We start from the raw sequence: 25355 nt of genomic DNA, 5'->3' as shown, positions 1-25355 counted from the left end.
CGGCCGCCACCTCGTTAAACCCAAACAAGCGGCGGTAAAAATTTAATCAAAAAAGGATAAAAATGGATATACTAAAGCTGCTTTTGGGCAACTCCGGCGGTATGTTAGATGCGATGTCGCAAAAAAGCGGACTGAGCACAAACGACGTAGAGGCCGTGATTTCTAAGGTCGCGCCGATTTTCATGCAAAGAGCCAACGAGAATTTTAAATCTGACGCCGATTCGTCAAATTTCCTCGAGATGATCCGCCGCTCAAACCTTGGCGAGATGGCTAACGCCCCGCAAAACATCAGCGTCGCCGAAGGCAACGAGCTGCTAGGCGTACTAACGGGCTCTAAAGAAAACAGCAGGGCTCTAGCTAGCGACGTAGGCTCGCAGCTAGGCATCAGCGCAGACTCTATCAAGACTCTACTACCGATGATCGCGCCGATGATCGCGGGCATGCTAAACAATCAGCTCAAAGCATCAAATTTGCAAGACTCTGCAGATAGCGGCTCTATGATGTCGATGCTCACGCAGTTTTTAGATCAGAACAAAGACGGCTCGATCGTAGATGATATTTTTAGGATCGCAGGCGACTTTTTCGGTAAAAAATAGGCGAATCTCGCCTATTTTAGCCGTTGGGGATTTTTATGTTTTTCTAAATTTTACGGCTTTTTATAGCTCTCTAAAAAACCGCTTCGTCTGCATTACCGCTTCTATGTGGTAGTGCGTCAAATTCTCTTCCTTTAATGAGCCCCTACTTTGCCTTTACATATACGAATATTGCGCCCATTATTCCAAATTTGACAAATTTGGTTTATGAACATAAAGCAGCGTCGCGCAAATAGAATTTTAAGAGATTTGAGATTGCGCTTACTTCAGCCCTTTTTTAAGTTTCCTAACGAGAAATCTCGCCAAGTGAAGCTCGTCAAAAAGCGATTTTTCTATACAAAGCGGGCGGTCAAAAACGAGGTCGCAGATGAGCTCGGCGCCAAGCACGGCCGTACAAAGCCCACGCGAGCCGTGAGCGGTGCTAACGTAGACGTTTGGTACGTATTTTGGACGCGGATTAGACTTGCCCTTAGTCCAAAGCAGCGACTTGTAAGCATCTTTATAAAAATCCTCATCATAAAGCCGTCCGATGAGCGGAAAACGGTCGCCGCTATAGCTGCGGTAGCCGACTTTTGAGCCGACTATTCGGATATTTTGCGGTATTTGAGCCGCGATGTTTGAGTTATTTTTAGGCGCGGTCAAATTTGACGCACTATTCGTCTGTGCCGGGCCATCTGCGGTTTTAGCCGGCAAATCCATGCTTTTGCTTAAATTTACGCCGCCCTTGTTCACCTCCAAGCGATCCGTATTTTCAGCATCGCCGTCTGGGCCGATAGTCAAATTTAGCTCCCGCGCTCCGTTTAAATTTAGCCACTCGTTTTTTGCAAATTTGTCGCCTAAAAACTCTGCGACGTCGGCCAAATTTTTCTCGTCGTCGCTAGAACGCGGCTCGTCTAAAAAAAGATTTCTGTCGTAAGTCGCACCGATCACCTGCACGCCTTGGGCAGGCGGACAAACATAGCCTTTGGCGCTAAAAGGCGTAGACGTCAAAATGGCGGGCGCGATATGCGTGACCTGGCCGCGCACGGAGCTAAGCCTGATGTCGTAGTCCGCAAAAAGTTCCATACTCTCGCTACCGATAGCAAGCACGAGCACGTCGGCGTCGATGCTTTGCCCATCCTTAAAATGAGCCCTAACCGCGCCGCCCTCAAGCGTCTCAAAGCCCGCAAATTCGCAGTTTAAAAGCGTTTTTATACCCGCGCTTGCCGCCTTGCACATCTTTCTAGGGCGAGCTTTTGCGCCGCTAAATATAAACGCGCTAGCATAGGGCTCGTTATCAAATTTTAGCTCAAAAACGCCGTTGTTCGCGTCAAATTCGCGCCACTCGTAAAAGCGCTCTAGCGTCTTTTGCTCGTATGCGTAGTCCGTCGCGCCGCAAAACTCTATCTCCCGGGCGCCGAGGTTTTGGCCGTAAAAGCGCGCTGCCTGCAAAAAGGCGTTCATATGCATGCGGCCTAAATTTACGGTTGGTTTCGTGATAAGCGGCATCAAAATCCCGCAGTGATTTCCAGAGCCGTTTAGCGCGATGTCGCCGCGCTTTTCGGCGATCGTGACCTTTAAACCTTGCTTGCGCAACTTAAACGCGCAAACGCAGCCAGCCACGCCGCCGCCGATCACTAGCGCCGTCTTTGGAACGATCCTGGCGGCGGGATCAAATCTGCTAAACCAAATTTCATTCTCAGCTTGCCGCTCACCGGTAAATTTAGCGCGCAACATCTCTCGCTTTTTGCCGTAGCCTTTTAGTAAATTTACCTCAAAGCCGCTATTTTGCAGGGCTCTTTTTAACGCGCCCGAGGCCGAATACGTACAAACGCTAGCGCCCAAAGCGCATAAATTTGCGATTTTAGCGCAAACCAGCTCGCTCCACATCGCTTCGTTTTTAGCGGGAGCAAAGCCATCCATAAAAACGGCGTCCGCATTAAAACTAAGCTCGTCCAAAACCTCGGCCACGTCGCCAAAGCACAGCGTAAGCGTGACGTTTGGAGCTAAATTTAATCTATGAAATCCGCGAATAGGAGGCGGGTAGGCCTCCAAAAGCTCGCCCGAAACGTTCGATAGCTCGCTAAAATTCGCGTAAATTTTAGCCAGATCATTTTTGGAGATCGGCGTTTTTTCGATACTGACGAAATTTAAAAATTTATCCGTATTTTTAAATCTTTTAAAAGCGCAGAGGAAATTTAACCCTGCGCCAAATCCCGTCTCAAGCACGTTGAATTCGCTCTTTTTGTTCCAAATTTCGTCAAAAACGGAGTTAAAAACATACTCGCTCTGGCCGATAGGGTCGTCTGCGTTAAAGTAAATGTCGTCAAATTCGGGGCTAAACGGGATGCCGCCATTTAAAACGACTCGCGCGCTTTTCATTGCTGGTTTGAAAAATAGACGTCAATGCCGTCCGCGAGCCCCTTGGCTAGGGCATCTTGGTATTTTGAGTTATTTATGAGATCGCCTTCGCTAGGGTGAGTGATGTAGCCGACCTCAAGCAGCACCGCAGGCATCAGTGCGCCCACTAGCACCCAAAAAGGCGCCTCGCGAACGCCGCCGTCGGAAGCCTTTGAACTAACTGATTTTGCTCGCGCTAAAACTTCGCGCTGAACGTCGATGGCGAGCTTGTTTGAGGCGATGATTTTCTCGCGGTTAAGGAAATTTAAAAATGTCTGCTTAGAAAAATAGTTCATCTCCTCGATGTCGGATTTGTTTTCCAGGGCAGCGGCGTTTTTGCTACGCTCGGAACGAGCCGGCGAGAGGAAAAACGTCTCTATGCCGCGCATAGTCGCCGCCTTGGTTTTGCTCGGCGCGGCGTTTGCGTGGATGGAGATAAAGAGGTCAGCAGCTTTGTCGTTGGCGTATTTCGTGCGGTCGCGAAGGTTGATAAATTTATCCTTGCTACGCGTGTAATAAACCTTATAGCCGCGCTCTTGCAGCTCCTTGCCCGCCTTTTGCGCGATGCTTAGCACGATGTTTTTCTCTTTTAGAGAGCCGTTTATAGCCCCCGGATCGTCGCCGCCGTGCCCTGCGTCAAGGACGACAACCTTGCCTTTAGCGCTTGTGGTTTTTTTAGTGGCCGCCGTTTTTACCGGTGCTAACACGATTTCTTGCTCATCCTTTTCGGTGGTGCTTTGGGTTTTTTTAGCATCCGTCTTGGTCTGCGCGGCAACTTTTTCTTGCTTTTGCTGAGCGAGCTTTTGATTTTGAGCTTGGTGTTGAGTTGCTTTTTGCTGTTGTATTTGAGTTATTTCAGATTTCGAATTTGCAGCGATTTTGGGGAGCTCTTGCTTGATAGACGGTTGATGATTTTTTTGTTTACTGTTTTGACTCGTTAAATTTTGGCTTTGCGTGGGCTTAGCCTTTGAGAAAATTAAAGACTGATTATCGACTCTAAGTTTTAAATTTGGCTCGAATTGACTTACGAATACCACCCTAACGATTTTTTCGTCAAACTGACTTATGCGGATCTCGTCCACCAAGTAGTTCTTAAATCTTTGCAGTTTTCCGCCGCTCCAAATTCCTTTGAATTCATAAATCGTTTTATAAGAACCTTTTTGATTAAGGTCGGTTTTTTTAATATCATTGCCGTTTAGCTGGCGGTTAAATTTTAGCTCGAAATTTCCGTCGTTGTCCAAAGCTTCTAGAAGCTGCAAAGTTTGATTTTTGACGGTTTTAGTATTTTGAACGGCCAACGGAGCGGAGGAAAGCTGACTTAGCTTTACTTCTTTTTGCTTCGGCTCTTGTTTTTGTTGTTCTTTTTTGACCTGCTTTATTTCTTGTTTTGGTTTTTCTTCGCTTGGCTTTGCAGACTGCGGTATGCTCGCGAGCTCTTTTTCATACGGTTTGGTATCTAGCCCTAGGGCTTTTGAGCTTTTTATTAGTCTAGTTAGGCTTTGGACTCTTAAATTTACGTTATTTTCCATTATGGATTTTACGTAAAGAGTCCTTAGCTCTTGATGCATTGCGATCTTTTCTTTATTGGCTGCGCTATCAAAATTTTTATCGAATTTATCTAAACTCGATAAAGCGCTTGCGCAAACCGCGCTATTCAAAAAAAATAGAAGTATTAAAAATAATTTAACTATCTTCGCCATTTATCAGTTTTTCAAATAGTTCTTTCACGCTTATTATCTCGTTCAGCCTGTAGCCGTTTGCGCCCGTGAAAAACAGCCCCGTCTCCTTGCGCCCCTCAAATGCGTCGTAGAGGCGATCCGCGATGCAGTATCCTACCTCTTTAGCCTCTTTGCCGCGCTGACACGGGCTTACGCAGTTGCTTACGCAGCTGATTTTGGGCCCTTGGCGTTTATCGACTAGATTTATTAAATTTGTCCTGACGCCGCGCGCTGGGTAGCCTACGGGGCTTTTGATTAGCTCGATGTCCTCTTTTTTAGCCGCAAGGAGTACCTGCTTAAACTCTTCGCTAGCGTCGCACTCGTGCGTACCGATAAAGCGAGTGCCCATCTGCACGCCGTTTGCGCCAAGCGAAATAGCCCTATCGATGTCGTTTTTATCCCAGATGCCGCCCGCGGCAAATAGCGGAAAATCGCCCCACTGCTTTATCTCTTCGCTAACTGGCGTTATCAAATTTTCCAGGCTGTACGCGGGATCGATACACTGCTCGTAGGTAAATCCCTGGTGCCCGCCGCTAAGAGGCCCCTCGAGCACCACCGCGTCTGGAAGCCTACCGTAGCGCCCCTGCCAACGTTTGCAGATGATTTTTAGCGCCTTTGCCGAGGACACGATAGGCACCAAAGCCACGTCCGGGTAATCTACGGTAAATTCAGGCAGATTCGTAGGTAGCCCCGCGCCCGTGATGATCACGTTTATGCCGTGGTCGCAGGCGTCTTTTACGATGCGTTCGTAGTCGTTGCTTGCGTATAGGATATTTACCCCAAGAGGCCTGTCGCCGCAAATTTTACGCGCGTTATCAATGACGGCTTTTAGCCCCTCTCGCGAGTAGAAATTTCCGCTGCCGTACGGCTTGGCGTTTAGCTCTTTGGTGATGTATTTTCGTCCTTCGTAGTAGCCCGTTCCTACCGAGCTTATGACGCCTAGGCCACCTTCTAGGCTGACGTTTCCGGCGAGTCTATCCCAACTGATACCAAGCCCCATTCCGCCTTGGATTATCGGGTATTTTATATCGTATTTTCCGATTTTTACGGGTTGCATCAGGTTACCTTTAGTTTTGCAAATTTACGCTTGCCGACCTGCAAGACGTATTCGCCAGCGCCCAGCTTTAGCTGCTCGTCGGCAATCTTTTCTTGATTTAGACTGACGGCGTTTGCCGCGATGTCTCGGCGCGCCTGAGAGCTGCTAGCGCATAGTCCGCAGTGAGTGAGCGCCTGCACGATCCAAACAGGAGCCGAGAGCTCAAACTCGTCCATCTCGGTCGGGATCAAATTTTGCGAGTGCACGCGGTCAAATTCAGCCTTCGCCTCTTTTGCCGCCGCTTCGCCATTATATCTAGCCGTGATTTCTAGCGCGAGAGCCTCTTTTACGGCTTTTGGGTGAGCTTTGCCGCTAGCTACGTCTGCTTTTAAATTTGCGATTTCTTCCGTGCTTTTTTCGCTTAGAAGCTCGTACCAGCGCCACATCAGCTCGTCGCTCACGCTCAAAACTTTAGCAAACATATCGTTTGGCTCGTCGGTCACGCCTATGTAGTTGCCTAAGCTCTTACTCATTTTATTTACGCCGTCAAGCCCCTCTAAAAGCGGCATCATTATGACGGCTTGTTCCTTGCCGACGTTGTAAACTCGCTGCAAGGTTCGCCCCATTAAAAGGTTAAATTTCTGATCCGTGCCGCCCATCTCGATATCGCACTTCATCGCGACGCTGTCGTAGCCCTGAAGCAGCGGATATAAAAACTCGCTAATCGAAATCGAGGCTCCGCTTTTATATCTTTTTTCAAAATCATCGCGCTCAAGCATCCTAGCCACGGCAAAGGTGCTAGTTAGCTCCACGATGCCCGCGGCTCCCAGCTCGTTTAGCCACTTGGAGTTAAACATCAACTTCGTTTTTTGCGGGTCTAGGATTTTAAAAACCTGCTCCTCGTAGGTTTTAGCATTTGCCACCACGGTCTCGCGGTCTAGCTTTTTTCGCGTCTGGCTTTTGCCGCTTGGATCGCCGATTTGCCCCGTGAAATCGCCTATCAAAAACTGCACTATCGCTCCGTGCTTTTGTAAAAGAGCCATCTTTTGAAGCACTACGGTGTGACCTAGGTGCAAATCGGGAGCCGTCGGGTCAAAGCCTGCCTTAACGTAGAAATTTTCGCCCTTTTCATAGTAGTTTTTTACTAAATTTTCGATGCGCTCCTCGTCTATCATCTCGGCGACGCCCTTTTTTATATCGCTCATTATTTTGCTCAAATTTTCGCCCATATTCTCTCCTAAATTTATTAATGTCCGTATGCGTCGTCAAGCGACACGAAGTCGATGATCTTGTAGCGATCTCTTAGTCGCTCCTTTATCTCGTTCACGTTCAAATTTTCGCCAAGCTCGATCGTCAGCTCGAAAAAGTCCGCCGTTGCCTCTCTAGTTTCGGTGAGGCTGATAGTTACGAGATCAATCTGCATTTTCGCCATATACGTCAAAAACTCCGCAAGCGACCCGCGTCTGTTTTCTAGGCTTAATATGATCTTAAATCTATGAGGAGCGACTCGCGTCCATTTGACGAAAATCATCTCGTTTTTTTCTTCGGCTAGCTTCATAAACCGCTCGCAAAGCTTGTGGTGGACTGTGACGTGGTGATAGTTTCTAAATCCCACGATATCGTCGCCGCGCTTTGGATTACAGCAATAATCAAACTCAATGCTGTTTATCTTGTGGTTCGAGTAAATCACGATGTTTTCAAATTTTTGCTTTTTGACGTTGTATTTGTCCGTCATCGCGATGGCAAACGGACGGTCTCTTTTTACGTATTTTTTTAGCGCGTTTACCACGTCCTGCAGGTAAACTGAATCAAACGCGGCTCTAAAAATTTTCTTGGTCAAATTTTCAGTCTCTAGCCACTGCTCGATAGTTTGAGAAGGCACGGCAAAGATGCCGCTTAAAATTTCGATCGCGACCATGTTGTTTATATCTCTTATCTTTTGCTTGCAGTACGATCGGATCGTGGCTCTAGCTTTGCCCGTTTTTACGCTGCCCAGCCACGAACAGCGGTATTTTGGCTCATCTCCCGTCACGATGCTAACGATATCGCCGTTTTTTAGCTCCGTTAGTAGCGGCACGCGCACGCGGTTTACGTAGGCTTCTTTGGCGTGCAAGCCTACGTGCGTGTGTATCTCGTAAGCGTAGTCAAGTGCCGTAGCGCCGCGCGGAAGCGTGAATATATCGCCCTTTGGCGAATAAACCGCGACATCCTCGACGTAGAGGCTGTCTTTTGCGTATTCGTAGAGCTCCTCCGGGTTTTCGCTCGCTTCCTCCATGCCGTTTTCTATGCCGCTGATGTCGCTTAGCCAGTCTAGTTTGGGATTTAAAAAACCGCCGCTTTTGTATTTCCAGTGCGCTGCGACGCCGTATTCTGCGGTCTTGTGCATGTCAAAGGTGCGAATTTGAACCTCAAAGATGCTTTTATTGTCAAATATCGTAGTGTGTATCGTCTGGTAGCCGTTTTGCTTCGGAAGCGCGACGTAGTCTTTGAAACGCGAGATTAAGGGATTAAAATTTATATGTAAATTTCCAAGCACTAAATAGCAATCCTGCGGCTCTTTAACCAGTACGCGCGCAGCTAGCAGGTCTAGCACCTCCTCGATCGAGATGCCTTTTCGCTGCATTTTTAAGTAGATCGAGTAGTGGTGCTTGATGCGCTTTTGTATCTCAAAGTCGTTTTCGCTAAAACCGTTTTTAAGTAAAATTTGAAAAATTTTATCGGTAAATGCGTTTAGCTTTAGTACGAGCTGCTGTTTGTGCTCGGTTAAGTAGTCGTCGATTTTTTTGTACTCTTCGGGCAAAGCATACTTAAAGCTAAGATCCTCAAGCACGTTTTTTATCGACGAAATGCCCAGCCTATGCGCGATCGGAGCATAAACCATAAGCGTCTCTTCGGCTATTCGTTTTTGCTTTTCAGGACGCAAAGCTTGTAGCGTGAGCATATTGTGCAGTCTATCACAGAGCTTTACCACGAGCACTCTCACGTCCTCGATGGAGATTAGTAGCATCTTGCGAAATGTCATAGCTGACGCCGCTAGACGCTCGTTTGACTCCGAGCTTGCGAGCTTATCCTCTCTGATGGCTACGATTTTGGTTAGCCCCTCGACTAGCTTTGCGACCTCTTCGCCAAAGTCCTCTCGCACACTCTCGATCGATCTATCCGTATCCTCGACCACATCGTGAAGCAAGGCGGCAATAATCATATCCTCGTCTCCGCCCATGTGCGCCACGATGCAGGCCACTAGGATAGGGTGTATTGCGTACGGTTCGCCGCTTTTTCTAAACTGCCCCGCATGCGAGATAACGCAACATTCGATCGCGCACTCTAAATTCGGCGTAAAATTTATCAGCTCGCTAAGTAGTTGTCTCGCCTGAGCGACGTCCTTGCAAGCGGTTATATCGTCGATTAATTGTTCTAGTAAAAATCCGCTATTTAGCTGCTTCAACTATGCCCTCTAAAGCTATCTTGCCCTCAGCTATCTCGCGTAGGGCGATATCGGCAAATTTCATCTTAGTAACGTCGATATCAAGTAGGCTTTTTGCGCCGCCGGCTAGAGCCTCAGCTCTTTTAGCTACCGCTAGAGCCAGCATATATCTATCGTCTCCGACGAGTTTTAGAGCCTTTGCCGCTACTTCTTCAGATCTCATTTATTCTCCTTAAATTTAATTTCTTACGATAGAGCAAAACGCACTCTCGTCGCCTTGTATGATTTTGAGCAGGTTTCCGTCTTTAAACATATTGCACACCAAGATCGGTAGCGAATTATCCTTAGCTAGCGCGATAGCGGTATCGTCCATCACTTTGATATCGTCACTCATAGCAAGTTCGTAGTTTAGCTCTTTCAGCAACGTCGCATTTTCAAATTTATGCGGGTCTTTATCGTAAACGCCGTCCACTTTCGTAGCTTTGATTATCATATCTGAGTCTATCTCGATAGCACGCAAAGTAGCCGCCGTATCAGTGGTGAAAAACGGATTTCCAGTTCCCGCGGCAAAGATCACGACGCGGCCTTTTTCGAGGTGTCTGTTCGCGCGTCCGACGATGAAAGTTTCACAGATAGCTTCCATCTTTATCGCGCTTTGTACGCGCACATCCAGACCCACGCTCTCTAGCGCCTCTCTCATCGCGATAGAGTTTATTACGGTAGCTAGCATGCCCATGTGATCGCCGCTGGTGCGCTTTATGATGCCGTCTCTAGCCGCGCTAACGCCGCGTATGATGTTGCCTCCGCCGATAACGATACCTACTTGGATGCCGTTTTCTACTAGCTCTTTGATCTGTTTTGCGATAAATTTAAGCACCGCGTTATCTATACCAAAGCCGCTGTCTCCAGCTAGCGCCTCGCCTGAAAATTTAACTAAAATTCGCTTTTTTCGCTCCATTTTTCATCTCCTTAAATTTTCGGATTTTAGCTAAATTTGCTTTAAATTTTGCTAATCTCGGCGCGCAGGTGCTATTTTAGGCTGATTAGCTCGAGGGGGTCTATGTGGTAGTTTTTCTGCGTAACTTCAAAGGTCAAATCTCGCTGCACGCGGCCGATGACGTAGCCTTTTTGCACTTTTGCTCCAACTTTTACGGTAGGGGCGATCTGGCTAAGGTGCGCATAGATCGTGTGGATACCATTTGGATTTTCGATGATGACTACTTTATCTAGCATCGCGGTTTCTTTGGCAAAGACTACTTTGCCGTTAAAGACGCTTTTTACCTTTGCGTCGGCCGAATTTGCGCTTAGCACGACCGATTCGTTAAAAATTTTGATGTTATAGATGGGATCGACGTAGTTGCCGAATTTTTGCTTAACCGTAAAGCTCTCAAGCGGCGCGATAGTCTTTTCGCCGCTATATTTTTTAACAAGGCTAGTTTGATAGCTCGAGCCAAACTGTTTCACGTCGCCCTCAGACGCGTTTGCTACGGCCTCGCCTTTTTTATCTTTCTTATTTTTTTGAGCTTTAGCCTCAGCCGCTTTTTGTGCGGCCAGAGCTTTTTTGGCCTCCTCGCTCTCTCTTTTGGCGACGATTTTTAGCTCTTCTAGAGTCTTTCTGATCTCGTCTTGTTGGGCTTGTAGGCGCGAGAGTTGCTTTTGATAAATTTCCTTATCCCGCTTTAAATTTGCCAGCGTTTTCATCTGCTTATCCTGCAGGGAAACGAGCTCGGCTTGCTTAAATTTAAAGGTTTTTAAATTTGACTTTATCCCGTCTATCTTGTCGTTTTGGGTTTTTATCAAATTTTGCGTACTTTCGTACTGTTTAGCTAGCTCGTTAAAATCATCCTTTAGCACCGAGTTTAGCTTGCTTAAAATCTCGGTCGCGATGATACTATCCACACCCTCCTCGTACTCTTTTGGCATTATGAGATCGAAAGAAAACTCGTCCGAGATGATACGCACTATGCTTTTTTGGATATCTTTTTGGCTTTGCGTGAGGTCTTTGTTTTGCTTTACCAACTCGTCAAGCTCGCCGCTAGCGCTCTTGGCGCTATTTTCCAGCTGCGCTATTTGGACGATGAGCTCTTTCATCTTGTCGTCGGTTTGCTTGACGCTTTTTTCGCCGCCGAGTATGTCGCCGGCCAGGTCGTCGAGCTTTTTATTTAGCTGCTTTTCAAGCTCTTTTGAGGACTCGAGATAGGTCGTTTGATTTTTTATTTTCTCGCCCGTGCTTGCATTTAAGCAAAGCATGGCAGCCAGCAAAACACAAATTTTTCTCATATCGCCGTTGCTTTTCTAGTCACGAAATAAACGGCAAAAAAACTAATCGCAAGCGAAACGCCCAGCAGTACTCCGCCCTCGTAAAACAGATCTATTGCCGGCAGATTTATATTTAGATCCGCAGCGACCTCTTTAACGGGCTGCAAATCCGGCAAGATAATGTAAAAAACCGCCACCAAAACGGTCGCTATAAACGAATCAAACAGCGCGTTTTTGTATAACGCGCCCGATTTTAGCCACGACGGAGCGCCCAGTAGCGTCATTATCTCGATGCGCTCCTTGTGCTCGTATAGCCAAATTCGCATCTGTTTTGCGATGAGCATAAGCCCGATTAGCCCGATTAGCCCCGAAAATATCGCCGAAATATTTTTAATAAGCTGCATGATTTTATAAATTTTATCATGCGTTTTTGAAAAGGTCTCCACCTTGCTCACGCCGTTAATCTTTGAAATTTTATCCTTTATCTCTTGCATATATTGGGTGCTTGGAAAGGCATTTAGCTTTAGCGAGTAAAATTTAGGCAACGCATTTTGCAAAATGGCGATATTTTTTGATGAAATATCTTTAGAGAGCTTCTCTAGTACGGGCTTTGAACTAAGCGGTTCAAGAGATTCAAACGTATGAACGAGCGGCTTTACGTCGGTAGCGTTTAGCTCGTTTTGACTTACGATTATAATGTTATAGTCTTTGTTCATCACGGACTCATACTCGTCCACCACTCGCCCGACTAGCAATATAAACTGAATGCCCACGAGTAACGCCATAAGCGGAATTATAGTGCTTAAGTGGTTTTTAAAGAATTTCATATAGGCGTCCATTTTCTATAGCAAGATGTCTGTAGGGCACTCTTAGCGAGCTTGGCACCCTGTGCGTGACGACCACGATGCAGGTACCTAAAAACTCCTTAGCCGAGCGCAAAAGCCCCCAGATAACGTCGCTTGAGTATTCATCGAGGCTACCCGTCGGCTCGTCGCAAAGTAGCAAATTTGGATTATGCGCGAGCGCCCTAGCCATCGCGGCTCGCTGCTGTTCGCCGCCGCTTAGCTCATTTGGATATTTGTGCGCTCTGTGGAGCAAATTTACATGCTTTAAAAGCTTGGTCGCCTGATTTTTACAAACGTTAGCGCTAAGGCCTTTTATCATTAGCGGCAGCATCACGTTTTTTTCGATGTTCCACTCGCTTATCAAGCGGTAGTTTTGAAAAACCACGCCGATGCGCTGCCTTAGTTTATCTAGATTTTGCCCGCCAAGATTCATCATATCGGTTAGGCAGACGTTTAGCGAGCCAGCACTCGGTTTTATCTCGCCGTAAAAAGATTTTAAAAGCGTTGATTTGCCGCTGCCGCTTTGCCCGGTGATAAAAACGAAATCATTGGCGTAAATGTCAAATTTCGCGTCCGTTATGAGCTTTTCGCAGCCCTCGTATCCTAGGCAAAGCCCGCTTGCGCTAATTATTTTTTGCATCCGCCAAATACTCCTTCAACGCAAGATGCGCCTTTAAATTTTCAGCCGTAACGAGCGGCTTTTTTATAAAATATTCCGCGCCTTTTTCGCCGAGCAAAACATAACAGTGCTCGGGCGCGTTAAATGCGCCAAACGCAGCGCGAATCAAAATTTCGCCGTCATTTTTTTCGTATTTTTCCTCTAAATGCAAGAAAAAATCATCCTCTTTTATCGTTTGATTGCTAAATTTAGCCGAGATCTTGCTCACATCGTAGCCGTTTTCAAATTTTAGCTCGCCTTGACCTGTCCTTGGTTCGCTTTGCTTTTCGCAGGTAAAGATAACGTCGTAAATATCTTTTTGGTGCCTTTTCCAGCGGTCTTCATATTTGCTGCTTACTTTTAGATCGCGGTTTTTGTAAATTTGCACGTCGGCGTCGCTTAGATCTAAAATTTGAGCCAAAGTAAAGTCTGCATACTCGCGGCTATCGGTTCGCAGCTCAAATTTGCCGCCCACTTTTAGCGTTCGCTCGCACTCCAGGGCAAATTTAGCCGACGCCACGCGCCTATGAGGAGCATCGTCCCAAGGCACAGGAAAATGAAGGAAAATTTTATCTATAAAATTTGACTCCACAAGCGATAAAAGCAGTCTCGCGTCGCAGTTTACGAGCATGACGTTGTTTAGATTTTTAGCTTTTGCCAGCTTTGCGACTTGCTCGAGCGAGGGCTTGTAGACCTCGATGCCGATAACTAGCGTATTTGGGTTATTTTCCGCCTGAAATAGCAAATGCCTGCCCGAACCAAATCCAATCTCGATAAATTTGCTATCAAATTCGCTCTGATTTAAATTCTCAAGCAACTCGCCCACGCTAAAGATCGCCGAGTCTTTTTGCGTTAGGCGCGTGTTTTTTACCGCGATAGCTTCGCTTAAAATTTGATCGCAATAAAGCTCTTTAAATTTAACCAAAGCATTTTGCAAAAGCCCTATTTTGGCAGGCTTTGTTAGCTTTTCGCCCTTTACGACCCAGTCGCTTTCACGCTTTTTTAGCGTGATAAAAAACTCCTCGCTAGAGCTTTTAGTATAAATAAGGCTTACGCCCTGCCTGCCGCGAGCCTCCCAAAAAAAGCTTATCTCGCCGCAATCTTTTGGAGTAAAATTTACGTTTTTAGCTATAAAATTGGGCATTATTCGACGGCTATCTCGGCTTTAGCAGAAGCGTCGGAGCTTATGCCGTATTCATCTACGGCGATCACTTTATAGCTATATTTTTGCCCGTAAGCAACGCTATTATCGACAAATTCATTGCCGCTTATATTTGTAAATTTCTGCTCGCTTCCTCCGCCGTCTCTTATAACGGTAAAGTTTCTAGCCTTATCAGAGGCATTCCACGTGAGCTTAACCGCCGTGCTGTCGGCTACGATAGAGGATACGACCGGCGCGTCGATAGCTCCTAGCGTCATACCGATGATAGGCTCGCTAGGCTTTTTAGACTCTAGGCCGTCTTTATCGACGATGGTGATTTTATAGTATCTAGTCGCGCCGTTTTCGTTTATGAGATCCTCGTAGCTGTTTGACGTGGTTTTGACGAGATAGGTGTATGGCATAATTTTGCTTGACGTGCTGTAAATTTTATAGTAGCCAAAATCGTCGCTAGCCACGCTGTCCCATGTCAAAATAATCTTTTTAGGCACATTTTGAGTAGCCTGCGCGTTTACGACCTCGCTTGGCAGCTGCTTTGTCGTGGAGTCCACGATCTCGCTAGGTTTTGAGATCGTTCCGCTAGTAGTTTTTACGAAAACTCTATATTTATAGCTTCTGCCAGGCTTCACGTCGTCATCGATATACTCGGCGTTTAGTCTGCCTTTTACCTCGGCGATTTGTCTCCAGTTTTCTTTATTTATATCGGCTTTTTCGACGACGTAAGACGCCACGCGAAGGTCTGGATGCGGTCTCCAGATGAGTTTCACGCGCTCTGGTAAATTCGTAAGCGCTCTAACAAAAGGCACGGAATCCATAAGCGCCTTGGTTGTGGCGCTAACCATCATACCGGGGCCTGAAATTTGCTTACTCGCGTTATACGTTCTCATCTCGTAGGTATAGGTCGTCTCGGGAGCCAAATTTGCATCCACGTAGTGGCTGGCAAAGCGGTCTTTTATGTCGGCTACGACCTTCATTTTGCCGTTATTTTCGTTTGGATTTGAGCGGTATAGATAGTAGCCCGCGACGTTTGATGTCGGAGTCGGAGTCCACTCAAAGCCCACTTCGGTCATATCGCTTATAGTTTTTAGGCTCTGGACGGTCGGCAAATTCGGATTTACTTGCGCAGGGCCGCTAGAGGATACACATCCACTCATCACAATGGCTAAAGAGCTCGCTAAGCCCCATAAAATCAATCTTTTCATCTATATTCTCCTTGCTAAATTTGCTAAGTAAAATTTCACTAAAATCATCCCAAATAGGCGCGACGAAGCTCATTTGTTCGCCTGAGCGCGGATGTGTGAAATATAGCCCGTAGGCGTGAAGCATTACTCGGCCGATTTTATCCTTTTCGCTCTTAAAACCGTATAAAGCATCGCCCAAAATATGGCGGTTTAGGCTAGCTAGATGCACTCTGATCTGATGAGTTCTGCCTGTAAAAAGCTTTGCCGCGATCAAATTTACGCCCGCGTTTTTGCTCTGCACGGGGCCGTCAAATTCGCTAAAAAGCAAATTCGCAAAGGCGCTTTTCGCCGCGCGGCCGCTTGAAACTATCGCCTTTTTTAGGCGGTTAGCGGGATTTCGTCCGATAGCTCGCTCGACGATGCAGTTTTGCTTGAGCGGCAGATCGGTTAGCGCTAGATAAATGCGCCCCATGCTTTTGTCGCTTAGCTGATTTGAAAGCGCGGCGTGAGCGGCGTTATTTTTGGCTACGACGATAGCTCCGCTAGTGCCCTTATCTAGCCTGTGAACGATACCTGCCCTACTTTGCCCGCTTAAATTTGACAGCAAAAATCCCTTTGCACCGAGCCAGTCCACAAGCGTGGGTTCCTTAACGCTGGGAGCTGGATGGACGACTAAATTTGCTGGTTTATTTAGCACGAGCAAATCATCGTCCTCGTAGATGATCGGCACTTCAAATTCCGCTTCAAATTTAGTCGTCTCAGGGTCGCTTTGCTCAAATTTTATCCTCAAAATGTCGCCCAAATTTAGCTTTACAGAAGGCTTATTTAGCGGCTTGCCGTTTAGGCTAACTAGTCCGCTTTTTATCAAATTTAGCGCTTGGTTTCTAGCGACGTTTAGCTCGGTAGCCAAAAAAGCGTCCGCCCTAGCCTGCGCGCCGTCTAAAATTTTGATCTCTTTTTCCGTCATTTTTAGATTTGTTTCCTTTAAAATGCTATAATCGCTCAAAAAAGGCAAATTTTTGATAAGACTCGATAGGCGAATTTTAACCCATTTTGACTTCGTTCAGCCGTTTTTGATACTTCCTATTATTATTTTATCATACATTTTGGTTTCTGAGGCAAATTCTATCCTGGCTAGCAAGCAGCTTGTATATTTTGGCGTCGGTTTAGCATTGTTTTTATTTTTCTTTTTGCTTCCCATTCGCAAGATCGCCTGGCTCATACCGCTATTTTACTGGATTTGTATCGTGTTGCTTATTAGCGTAGATTTATTTGGCACGAGCAAACTGGGCGCAAAAAGATGGCTCGAGTTTCCTTTTATCCACTTTACGCTTCAGCCCTCAGAGATCATGAAGCCGGCGCTTCTTTTGATGCTAGGCTACCTCATTAAACAACGCCCGCCAGAGGAAAACGGCTACGGTCTTAAGGACTTTTTCCGCCTTAGCCTTTATATCCTTTTGCCTTTCGTCCTGATTTTAAAAGAGCCCGATCTTGGCACTGCACTGATACTACTCATCGTGGGCTATGCCGTACTTTTTATCATCGGTGTAAATAAAAAAATTTGGGTCGTAATATTTGCGGGAGTTTTATTCTCGGCGCCCGTGATCTACGAAAATTTGCACGATTATCAAAAAAAGCGCATTACCGATTTTTTAAGCGAAGAGTCCAACTACCACGTGCGTCAGAGCATCATCGCTATCGGCAGCGGCGGACTAAAGGGCAAGCCAAAAGACGAGGCGACGCAGACGCACTTTAAATTTTTGCCGATTTCTACTAGCGACTTTATTTTCGCGTACACGATCGAGCGATACGGATTTTACGGAGGGTTAGCGCTACTTAGCTTTTACGGAGCGCTGATAGCTCATCTGCTCAGCTTAAACTACGGGCTAAAGGATGATTATTTCACGCAAACGATGGCGTCTGGGATCGGGATACTTATCTTTATCTACGTGAGTATAAATATCATGATGACGATCGGCTTTGCGCCTGTGGTGGGCATTCCGCTGCCGTTTTACAGCTACGGCGGCAGTAGCTTCGTTACTTTTATGTGCCTTTTTGGGATTTTGCAAAATTTGCTCGCGTTTAGGTTTGATCCGACGTATAGGTTGGTTAAATTTAAAATTTAAACATAAAAACTTTACTAAATACATACGTGAATTTTGATTGAAATAATTTTCAATCAAATCCCAAATAGAATTTGAAGTTTTTAAATATTAACCGCATTTGTTGTTAGGTCACTTTATTAACGACGTTTTTTGACAGCCTGCCCCGATCATACAAACGCATACATACAAAAGCTTTATATGTACCGAACAAACTTATAAAATAATAAGACGATGCACTTTAAAGTATTTGATAAAGATGAATTGAAGTGGTGGGTTCACCAGGACTCGAACCTGGGACCATCCGGTTATGAGCCGGATGCTCTAACCAACTGAGCTATGAACCCGCCAGCTGAAGTGAGGTTGTGATTATAGCAACGCAAAGCTTATTTAATACTAAATTTTGATTTAAAAACGCAAAAATGTATAATACGCCAAATTTAATCCAAGGTAAAAGATGAACGAAAATTTAAACGATTTCATAGAGGCATTTTTACTAGACGGCGGCGAGCAAAGCGAAAAGGCACTAATCGCGGCGCTAAAAAAGGCTGAGTTTTTGGCTCCCGTACTCATAAATCAAGCCCTAGCAAAACCAGACGGCAGCGCGGTTTATGAAGAGGAGGGCTCAAATATCAAGTTTGTCCTACTAGAAGACGAGGAGAGCGGACTTAGCTATTTCTCGGCGTTTTCTAGCAGGGGCGAGATGATGAGATGGCGAAACGACGCCGAGCAGGAGGCGATAAATCTGCGCCTAAAAGACTACGCCGCTATGCTAGAAAGCGCTGAGGGCAAATATGCAGGCGTCGTGATAGACGCGTTTTCGCATAGTTTGATTTTAGATCTTGCTAAGCTCAAAGCGATCTGCACAGAGTGAAATTTGATCAAAAAATAGCAGGTCCGCTCGGTAAAATTTAAAGGATAATCCCGCCAGCAACCGCAAATTTGAGGGGATAAAATGGATAAATTTAGAGAAAAATATATCGCGCTTCAAAAGGCGTTTTGGGGCTCAAACGGCGGCGCGGCGAGCGTTTTGGCGCTGTATGAGTTCAAAGACGAGCTTGAAAAATGCGATGAAAAAGAGGCAAAGCTCGTGCTGGTGGATGTTTACGAGCTACTGGGACTCAAAAAGAGCGCGTGCGAGCTACTCGGCAAAATTTGCGATCCGAAGGATAGAAAGCAACTCAAAAAGCTCGGCTATCTGAAGCAGTATGTGCAAAACGGCGACGCGGGAGCGATAAAGCGTCCCAAAACCGCGAGCGAAGCGGCGCGCCAAAGCAAAAAGCTAAAAAGCCTGCCTCATTTTCGCTATCACCCCGATCCCGTTAAATCGGGCGTGCTTAAGGACGATGTAAGCGTGGTTTGCGAGTGCTGCGAGCAGGAGACGGACGTTTATTATTGCGGTCACGTTTATAGCGAAAGCGACGTGAAATACCTCTGCCCGCACTGCATAGCTAACGGTGAGGCTGCGGCGAAATTTGACGCTAGCTTCATCCAGGACGCAGATCCTCTGCCGCCTAGCACTTCGGACGCGCAGGCTAAAACCGAGGAGCTTTTTAAAAGGACGCCCGGATATTTTAGCTGGCAGGGAGAGCACTGGCTTGCTTGTTGCGGCGATTACTGCGAGTTTTTGGGCGACGTGGGCACAAAGGAGCTGCAGGAGATGGGTATTACCGACGAAGTCTTTGAGGAGTACGCCCTGCACGGCGAATTTGCGGTAGAGGACGTGCAGAGTTACCTCGTCGCAGGAGGCGATATGGCAGGCTATCTGTTTCGCTGCATCCGCTGCGACAAGTATAAAATTTATGTCGATGCGAGCTAAATTTGAGGCTAAATTTAAAAAATTTTACTCGCCTAGACCCGCATCTTGAAAACGTAAAATTTGCATTAGTTAAATTTTACGTTATTTTGCTTTTATGTTGAGGGGTTTTAAACTGCACTATGCTTGGCGGTTGCAAGCGTAGCAGTCTCCTCTTGCTTGCAGGCTGCTTTGAGCGGTAGCGAACGCAGTGAAGCTAAAGTAGAACTTTGCTGGCTTTTTAAATTTTGGCCGAGTCAAATTTGCAGATTTAGCCCCGTTGCAAATTTAAAATATATAGCGCGACGGCGGCACGCCGAACCAGTGCTTAAATCAATATGCTTTTGCGTACTTGCACTATTTTATTAATTTCCTTATCGCATAGCTCTTGGCGAATCCATACGCTCCGCTACCTAAATCAAATTTAAAATCTTCATTAAGCGAGATGTCGTAAATAGCGCTCATCGCAGTTTTAAAATTTACATCATCCTCGACAAATAAAAAATACAAAAACTTTTTATTTTTATAAAAGACGATTGCGGGACGATATCCGAATACATAAATTGTATAGAAATATGATATTTCCTCTTTTTTTGTTTTTACACTATTTCCGGTAATAAAATTTTGATTGGTAATACATATGCATCGCCTTTTATAATTTAATATCTCGCAACACATAATGTAAAATAGAAAAATTGAAACGGCGGATATGACAATCATAGACAAGATACTGCCGTCTATGATATTAAACAAAACGAATAGCAAAAACATGCAAATAAGCATCCTAACGACAAAAAAATAATTTGTATTTTGATAGGAATACAGAACCTTCTCATCGTCATCAAGCCTGGCGCCTTTAGACAAATCATAATCACTCAAATTTGAGCCTTTCGTTTTTAAATTTTGGCAAAGTTAAATTTGCAAATTTAGCAGGATATGAGACAAATATTCCAGACAAAATAGGCGTAGTTTAAATAAATTTTTCTTGCCCGCAAAGGAGCGGACTGGTCGTCCGTGACTGCGGCGGGCGCAGAAAAATTTATTCTAAAATCCGTCATTTATGGGGAATCAAAATCGCCCGCATCAAACCCCAGCTCCAGCATCTTTATCTCCCCTATCGCATTTCCCGCGATTCCCTTTATCGAGCCAAACATCTCGATCGCGTTGTCGCGCACCTTTTCGATCTGTTTTTCGCGGCTCTTCCAGATGCGTTTCATCGCGTTTTTCTCACGCTCTAGCTCCTCGCTCATCGCAGAAAAACCCTCTACGATGGCCTCGATACGCATCTTAAACTCGTTGCTGACGAGATACGAGTAGAGCATCTCCATCTTGTTTGAGCGGTTTTGCGCGGAGTTCCTAGCAAAATTTAGCTCCACGACACCCTGTCTTAGCACGAAGCAAAGCGCCTTAAACTCCTCGTAGTTGCACACCCATACGCCTTCAACTAACCCCATACGCTCTAGTTCCTTTGGCCGAGCCTCGCTAACTAGCACCCCGACGTCGGCGCCTGAGGCACGCATATCGGCCTTAAATTTTTCTATCCATTCGTTTGAAAAATTTTTCGTGCGTTTGCTTTCGTAGTAGATTTTGCCGCAGTTTTGCACCTCGCGAGTATTTACGATCTGCATCACGTCCGCGCCGTTTGCCCCCTTTTTGACCTCGTCTATGGTGTCAAATACGAACTTCTCCCGCAGCCACGCCTCGATGGCGAGCTCCTGCGTCTCGCCTTGTAGCTGCTCGCTGCCCTGCTCTATGCGCCTTTGCGCCTCGTTTAGCTGCTTTTTTAGCGCCTCTAGTTGCTCGTCTTTTTGCTTAAATTTTAGCTCGTTTTGCTCGGCCAAAGCCCTGCCCAGCCGCTCTTTTTCCTCGTTTAGGCGCTTGCTTAGCTCAGCCTCGGTTTTTGCCATCAGCGCGCTTTCAAATTCGCTCTTTTCTCGTTTTAGCTTTTCTATCTCAAGCGTCTTTAAATTTAGCTCGTTTATCTGCTTTGACTTGGCTTCAAGCTCGGTTTTTAGAGCATTTACTATGTTTAAATTTTCGCCCTCGAGCTTTGCTTTTATTTCATTTTCAAGCTCGGTTTTTTTAGCGTTTAGGGCTGCGGCAAATTTAGCGTCGAATTCTTTTTCCTTCGCGTTTAAAGCGTCTAAGTGCTCCTTATATTGCGCTCTTTTAATCTCGATCTCTTTGTCGAAATCTCGCCTAGCCGCCGCCATTTTTTGCTTCATTTCAAGCTCAAGCTCGGTTTTAAGGGCTAAATTTACATCGACCTCGGCGCCGCAGTTACCGCATTTTACGCTACTTTGCATTTACAGCCTCGTTTTCATTTTTTCAAATTCGTCCTGCACGGTGGCCGAGTTTGGCTCGTTGCTCATCTTGTCTATCGCGTCGCCGTAGAGGCTGGTTAGATAGATCACGACGCAAGAGACCGCAAAACCCGGCAATATCTCGTAAACGTAAGAATTTAGCCCGAGCGCTATCCACGCGATCACCGTCGCTCCGCCCGTTATCATACCCAGCAAGGCCGCTAGCGCGCTCATCCTACGCCAGTAAAGGCTAAAAAGCAGCACCGGCCCAAAGCTCGCGCCAAAGCCCGCCCACGCGTATCCCACGACGTTTAGCACGCTTTCGTTAAAACTAAAAGCAAGCGCGGTAGCCACGAGCGCGACGGCCACGACGGCGTATCTGCCGGCTGAGACCTGAGCTTTTTGCGAAATTTCTTTTTTATAAAAGGCAAACACGAAGTCCTGCGTCACCGAGCTTGCGCTAACCAAAAGCTGGCTAGAGATCGTGCTCATGATAGCCGAAAGCACGGCTGAAATGATGATACCCACGAAAAACGGATGAAACAGCGTCTCGCCAAGCTGCAAAAAGACCTTCTCGGGGTCTGCTAGAGGTAAATTTAACTCGCTGTAATACACGAAGCCGATCAGTCCGCTCATCATCGCTCCAGCTAAGCCTATCGCCATCCAGCCGATACCGATGCGGCGCGCCTGAGCTAGCTCTTTTGAGCTTCGTATCGCCATAAACCTAACTATGATGTGCGGCTGTCCGAAGTACCCAAGCCCCCACGCCATGAGTCCTAAGATACTTAAAAAAGTCTGATCGTAAAAGACGTTTAGATGGTTTTTGCCGTATTTTGACACCTCGCTCCAAAAGGTAGCGCCGTCAGGCAAATTTAGATTACAAAACGCGACTACTGGTACGGCGACTAGAACCAAAAACATCAGCATGCCCTGAAACGCATCCGTGATGCAAACCGCGCGAAAACCTCCGAAAAACGTATAAAAAACGACGATAGCAAGCGTAAAAATCGCGCCGAATTTAAAATCTAATCCAAAAAAGCTCTCAAAGCTTTTACCGCCCGCGATTATCCCGCTGCTCACGTAAAGCGTGAAAAATATCAAAATCAAAAGGCCGGAGACTATGCGTAAAATTTTAGTCTCGTCTTTGAAGCGGTTTTGTAAGAAATCGGGAATCGTGATGCTGTCGCTCGCAACCTCGGTATAGACGCGCAAACGCTTTGCTAAAAATAGGTAGTTACAATACGCTCCTATAACGAGCCCCAAAACCATCCAAATCGTAGCTAGCCCCGTGGCATAAAGCGCTCCAGGCACGCCAAGCAGCATCCAGCCGCTCATATCGCTAGCTCCGGCGCTTAGAGCAGTTACGACCGGCCCTAGGCGGCGGTTGTCGAGCAGGTATTCGCCCATATTGGCGTTTTTGTTATACGAGTATCGCCCCACGAAAAGCAAAAATCCAAAATACAGCGCGATGGCGATATAGCGTGCATAGTCCATTAAATTTCCCTCGGTTTTTTTAAATTTGAGTTACGATAATATGATAAATTTGTTTAAAAGATAATTTTTTCGCGTAAAAAAGGTTAAATTTATATTTTTTTCCGTATTATTAACCCTCATTACACTTTTAAGGTTTAAGAAATGCTAAACGAAAAATTTTTCAGGGCGTTGTTTTTCGTCGTCATCGTCTCCGCGGGCGTTTACTATTTTTATCCGACGGAGTTAAACGAGGCGCAACGTCTAGCCTACCTTAAAAGCTACGGCGTGACGCTAGGGCTCACTATCGGCGGCACGGCTATCGGCGTGACTTTGGGTTTTATTTTGGCGTTTTTAAAGTTTTTAAATATCAAAATTTTAAGCTTTCTCATAGACGAATACGTAGATATCCTGCGCGGAACGCCTATTATTTTGCAGCTTCTTATATTTTCGGTCGTGATTTTCGCGACCTGGAGCGATAACTTTTACGTCGCTTTGATCGCGCTTGGGCTAAACAGCTCCGCATACGTCGCAGAAATCGTGCGTAGCGGTATAAATAGCGTCGATAAGGGCCAAATGGAAGCCGCAAGGGCGATGGGTCTAAACTACTACGTTTCGATGCGCGAAGTGGTGTTCCCGCAGGCTACCAAAAACATCTTGCCTGCGCTTGCGAACGAATTTATCTCGCTATTTAAAGAGACGTCAGTCGTAGGCTACATCAGCGTCATCGACATCACGATGCAAAGCAAAAGCCTGCAAGCGGTGTTTTATAGCCCAGAGCCCGTCATTTTCACGGGTATAGTTTACTACGTCAGCGTGAAGTTCTTTACGTTTTTGGTTAAAATTTTGGAGAGGAGGCTAAATCGCCATGATTGAGATTAGAAATTTGAGTAAAAATTACGGCGATTTGCGCGTCCTAGACGACATCAGCGTAGATATCAAACAAGGCGAGATCATCGCTATCATAGGCCCGAGCGGTGGCGGCAAGAGTACGTTTTTGCGCTGCATAAACCGCCTAGAGGAGCCAAGCGGCGGGCACATCAAGATAAACGGCGAAGACATCACCGACAAAAAAACGGACATAAATAAAATCCGTCAAAAAGTAAGCATGGTTTTTCAGCACTTTAACCTTTTTGCAAATAAAAACGTCTTGCAAAATTTAACTCTAGCTCCCATAAAAGCGGGGATTTTGGATAAAGAAAGCGCGGAAAAAAGAGCCGACGAGCTACTAAAAAGCGTGGGTCTAAGCGATAAAAAATACGCCTTCCCGCACAAGCTCTCGGGCGGTCAAAAGCAGCGTATAGCAATCGCTAGAAGCCTAGCGATGAATCCAGAGGTCATACTCTTTGACGAGCCAACCAGCGCGCTAGATCCCGAGATGATCGGCGAGGTGCTAGACATCATGAAGGACGTCGCGGCAAAAGGCATCACGATGCTAGTAGTCACCCACGAGATGGGCTTTGCTAAAAACGTGGCAAATAGGATATTTTTCATGCACGGCGGTAAAATAGCCGTAGACGACACGCCTAAAAATGTTTTCGAAAACCCTAGCAATCAGCGTTTGCAGGATTTTCTAGGTAAAATTTTAAACCACTAAAAGGAGGTCAAAATGTCACAAAACATTGTTGCGGCTTTGTCCGCCGGCAAATTTAAAAAACTTTTCGTTTTCGTAGCCGCCGCTTTAATGCTTTCAGGCTGCGGTCAAAGCTCGAATGAAAAAGCAAGCAAAGACGCCGCAGTAAAAAACGAGGCAGCCCCCGTAGCGGTACAACAAACGATAAGAGTGGGTTCGAGCGCGGACTATCCGCCGTTTGAGTATATTGACGAGCACAACAAGATCGTAGGCTTTGAAATCGATATGATAGAGGCCGTCGGTAAGAAAATCGGCGTCAAATTTGACATACAAAATATGAGCTTTGACGGACTGATCCCAGCCCTAAAAACAGGCAAGATAGACGCCGCACTAAGCGGTATGAGCGCGACCGAGGAGAGACGAAAATCTGTTGATTTTACGAAGCCTTATTATTTTTCGGATAATCTTTTCATCCGCAAAAAGGGTACCGACGTAAATGCGACCAATATGCACCTCAAAAAAATAAGCGCGCAAATAGGCACATTGCAAGAGAGCGCGGCTAAATCTATCTGCGGCGACTTATCCGTGCCTGCAGAGACCGTAGCGGCTGCGATCTTGTCGCTAAAAGCGGGTAAAATCGACGTCGTACTAACAGATAGCCCGATCGGTTACGAGTATCTAAAGCAAAACTCGGATCTGGAGGAGTTTTTAAAGCTTCCTGACGGTACCGAGGGCTTTGCCGTCGCATTTGATAAAGACAAGCACCTGGAGCTAATCGGCAAGATAGACGCCGCCATAGAGGAGCTCAAAAAGAGCGGCAAATTTGACAAGATGATGGAAAAATACGACCTAAAGTAAAT

At 46.2% G+C, this 25355-nt stretch carries 22 protein-coding genes and 1 tRNA gene; 7 read left to right on the top strand and 16 right to left on the bottom strand.

The window, feature by feature from the left end; genetic code table 11:
* Positions 1-62 precede the first annotated feature (62 nt).
* Entirely contained in the window at positions 63-596 is a 534-nt protein-coding gene (locus CSHOW_RS03205; RefSeq protein ID WP_002948457.1) for a DUF937 domain-containing protein, read from the top strand.
* 258 nt (positions 597-854) lie between these two features.
* Here the strand turns inward: CSHOW_RS03205 and mnmC are convergent, their stop codons facing one another.
* The 13 genes from mnmC to CSHOW_RS03140 form a co-directional block, all read right to left on the bottom strand.
* Complete coding sequence (mnmC, locus tag CSHOW_RS03200) at positions 855-2954, bottom strand: bifunctional tRNA (5-methylaminomethyl-2-thiouridine)(34)-methyltransferase MnmC2/FAD-dependent 5-carboxymethylaminomethyl-2-thiouridine(34) oxidoreductase MnmC1 (RefSeq protein ID WP_002948454.1); 2100 nt, start codon at positions 2952-2954, stop codon at positions 855-857.
* Positions 2951-4672, bottom strand: coding sequence for an N-acetylmuramoyl-L-alanine amidase family protein (locus CSHOW_RS03195; RefSeq protein WP_039895192.1), 1722 nt, complete (start codon positions 4670-4672; stop codon positions 2951-2953). The genes mnmC and CSHOW_RS03195 overlap by 4 nt, the downstream gene beginning before the upstream one ends.
* Positions 4656-5747 carry a nitronate monooxygenase gene (locus CSHOW_RS03190; RefSeq protein WP_002948452.1) on the bottom strand — a complete coding sequence of 364 codons (1092 nt, stop codon included), beginning with the start codon at positions 5745-5747 and terminating at the stop codon, positions 4656-4658. Before CSHOW_RS03190 ends, CSHOW_RS03195 begins: the two co-directional genes overlap by 17 nt.
* Positions 5747-6955: a tyrosine--tRNA ligase gene (gene tyrS / locus CSHOW_RS03185; RefSeq protein WP_002948451.1), complete on the bottom strand. Its 1209-nt coding sequence runs from the start codon at positions 6953-6955 to the stop codon at positions 5747-5749. Before tyrS ends, CSHOW_RS03190 begins: the two co-directional genes overlap by 1 nt.
* Positions 6956-6972: 17 nt before the next feature.
* The gene (locus tag CSHOW_RS03180) at positions 6973-9171 is read right to left on the bottom strand and encodes a RelA/SpoT family protein (RefSeq protein WP_002948450.1); all 2199 of its coding nucleotides are present in this window, start codon (positions 9169-9171) and stop codon (positions 6973-6975) included.
* Complete coding sequence (locus tag CSHOW_RS03175; RefSeq protein WP_002948448.1) at positions 9155-9373, bottom strand: DNA-directed RNA polymerase subunit omega; 219 nt, start codon at positions 9371-9373, stop codon at positions 9155-9157. Before CSHOW_RS03175 ends, CSHOW_RS03180 begins: the two co-directional genes overlap by 17 nt.
* 15 nt (positions 9374-9388) lie before the next feature.
* A complete protein-coding gene (pyrH, locus tag CSHOW_RS03170) occupies positions 9389-10108 on the bottom strand; it encodes a UMP kinase (RefSeq protein WP_002948445.1) in 720 nt (239 codons plus the stop codon).
* 71 nt (positions 10109-10179) lie between these two features.
* Positions 10180-11430: a murein hydrolase activator EnvC family protein gene (locus CSHOW_RS03165; protein WP_002948436.1), complete on the bottom strand. Its 1251-nt coding sequence runs from the start codon at positions 11428-11430 to the stop codon at positions 10180-10182.
* Entirely contained in the window at positions 11427-12236 is an 810-nt protein-coding gene (locus CSHOW_RS03160; RefSeq protein WP_002948435.1) for a cell division protein FtsX, read from the bottom strand. The genes CSHOW_RS03165 and CSHOW_RS03160 overlap by 4 nt, the downstream gene beginning before the upstream one ends.
* The gene (locus tag CSHOW_RS03155) at positions 12223-12894 is read right to left on the bottom strand and encodes a cell division ATP-binding protein FtsE (protein WP_002948434.1); all 672 of its coding nucleotides are present in this window, start codon (positions 12892-12894) and stop codon (positions 12223-12225) included. The genes CSHOW_RS03160 and CSHOW_RS03155 overlap by 14 nt, the downstream gene beginning before the upstream one ends.
* Positions 12878-14056: a tRNA (guanosine(46)-N7)-methyltransferase TrmB gene (trmB, locus tag CSHOW_RS03150; protein ID WP_002948433.1), complete on the bottom strand. Its 1179-nt coding sequence runs from the start codon at positions 14054-14056 to the stop codon at positions 12878-12880. Before trmB ends, CSHOW_RS03155 begins: the two co-directional genes overlap by 17 nt.
* Positions 14056-15273, bottom strand: coding sequence for a fibronectin type III domain-containing protein (locus CSHOW_RS03145; protein WP_100066931.1), 1218 nt, complete (start codon positions 15271-15273; stop codon positions 14056-14058). The genes trmB and CSHOW_RS03145 overlap by 1 nt, the downstream gene beginning before the upstream one ends.
* A complete protein-coding gene (locus CSHOW_RS03140) occupies positions 15203-16219 on the bottom strand; it encodes an RluA family pseudouridine synthase (protein ID WP_050770750.1) in 1017 nt (338 codons plus the stop codon). Before CSHOW_RS03140 ends, CSHOW_RS03145 begins: the two co-directional genes overlap by 71 nt.
* 52 nt (positions 16220-16271) lie before the next feature.
* Between CSHOW_RS03140 and CSHOW_RS03135 the strand changes: the two genes are divergently transcribed.
* Positions 16272-17378, top strand: a complete 1107-nt coding sequence (locus tag CSHOW_RS03135; protein ID WP_002948430.1) for an FtsW/RodA/SpoVE family cell cycle protein — start codon at positions 16272-16274, stop codon at positions 17376-17378.
* A gap of 246 nt (positions 17379-17624) precedes the next feature.
* Here CSHOW_RS03135 and CSHOW_RS03130 read toward each other — a convergent pair.
* A tRNA-Ile gene (locus tag CSHOW_RS03130) sits at positions 17625-17701 on the bottom strand.
* A gap of 110 nt (positions 17702-17811) precedes the next feature.
* Here CSHOW_RS03130 and CSHOW_RS03125 point away from each other — a divergent pair.
* A complete protein-coding gene (locus CSHOW_RS03125; protein ID WP_002948429.1) occupies positions 17812-18228 on the top strand; it encodes an SseB family protein in 417 nt (138 codons plus the stop codon).
* An 81-nt stretch (positions 18229-18309) separates the two neighbouring features.
* On the top strand, positions 18310-19173 hold the full coding sequence (locus tag CSHOW_RS03120) for a CbrC family protein (RefSeq protein WP_002948427.1): 864 nt from the start codon (positions 18310-18312) through the stop codon (positions 19171-19173).
* Between the two features lie 1034 nt (positions 19174-20207).
* Here CSHOW_RS03120 and CSHOW_RS03115 read toward each other — a convergent pair.
* Together CSHOW_RS03115 and putP are read right to left on the bottom strand one after the other, a co-directional pair.
* Positions 20208-21455: a DUF2130 domain-containing protein gene (locus CSHOW_RS03115; RefSeq protein WP_002948424.1), complete on the bottom strand. Its 1248-nt coding sequence runs from the start codon at positions 21453-21455 to the stop codon at positions 20208-20210.
* A complete protein-coding gene (putP, locus tag CSHOW_RS03110) occupies positions 21456-22946 on the bottom strand; it encodes a sodium/proline symporter PutP (RefSeq protein WP_002948423.1) in 1491 nt (496 codons plus the stop codon).
* Between the two features lie 141 nt (positions 22947-23087).
* Between putP and CSHOW_RS03105 the strand changes: the two genes are divergently transcribed.
* From CSHOW_RS03105 to CSHOW_RS03095, 3 genes are read left to right on the top strand one after another with little or no spacing between them, the layout of a single operon-like run.
* Positions 23088-23798, top strand: a complete 711-nt coding sequence (locus CSHOW_RS03105; RefSeq protein ID WP_002948422.1) for an amino acid ABC transporter permease — start codon at positions 23088-23090, stop codon at positions 23796-23798.
* Positions 23791-24519, top strand: coding sequence for an amino acid ABC transporter ATP-binding protein (locus CSHOW_RS03100; RefSeq protein WP_002948421.1), 729 nt, complete (start codon positions 23791-23793; stop codon positions 24517-24519). Before CSHOW_RS03105 ends, CSHOW_RS03100 begins: the two co-directional genes overlap by 8 nt.
* 12 nt (positions 24520-24531) lie before the next feature.
* Positions 24532-25353: a transporter substrate-binding domain-containing protein gene (locus CSHOW_RS03095; protein WP_002948420.1), complete on the top strand. Its 822-nt coding sequence runs from the start codon at positions 24532-24534 to the stop codon at positions 25351-25353.
* Positions 25354-25355 lie beyond the last annotated feature (2 nt).

Source organism: Campylobacter showae, from assembly GCF_004803815.1.
In the GTDB taxonomy this organism is placed as follows: domain Bacteria; phylum Campylobacterota; class Campylobacteria; order Campylobacterales; family Campylobacteraceae; genus Campylobacter_A; species Campylobacter_A showae.
The sequence above is the reverse complement of the archived record's forward strand: the minus strand, read 5'-3'. Positions and strand labels throughout refer to the sequence as shown.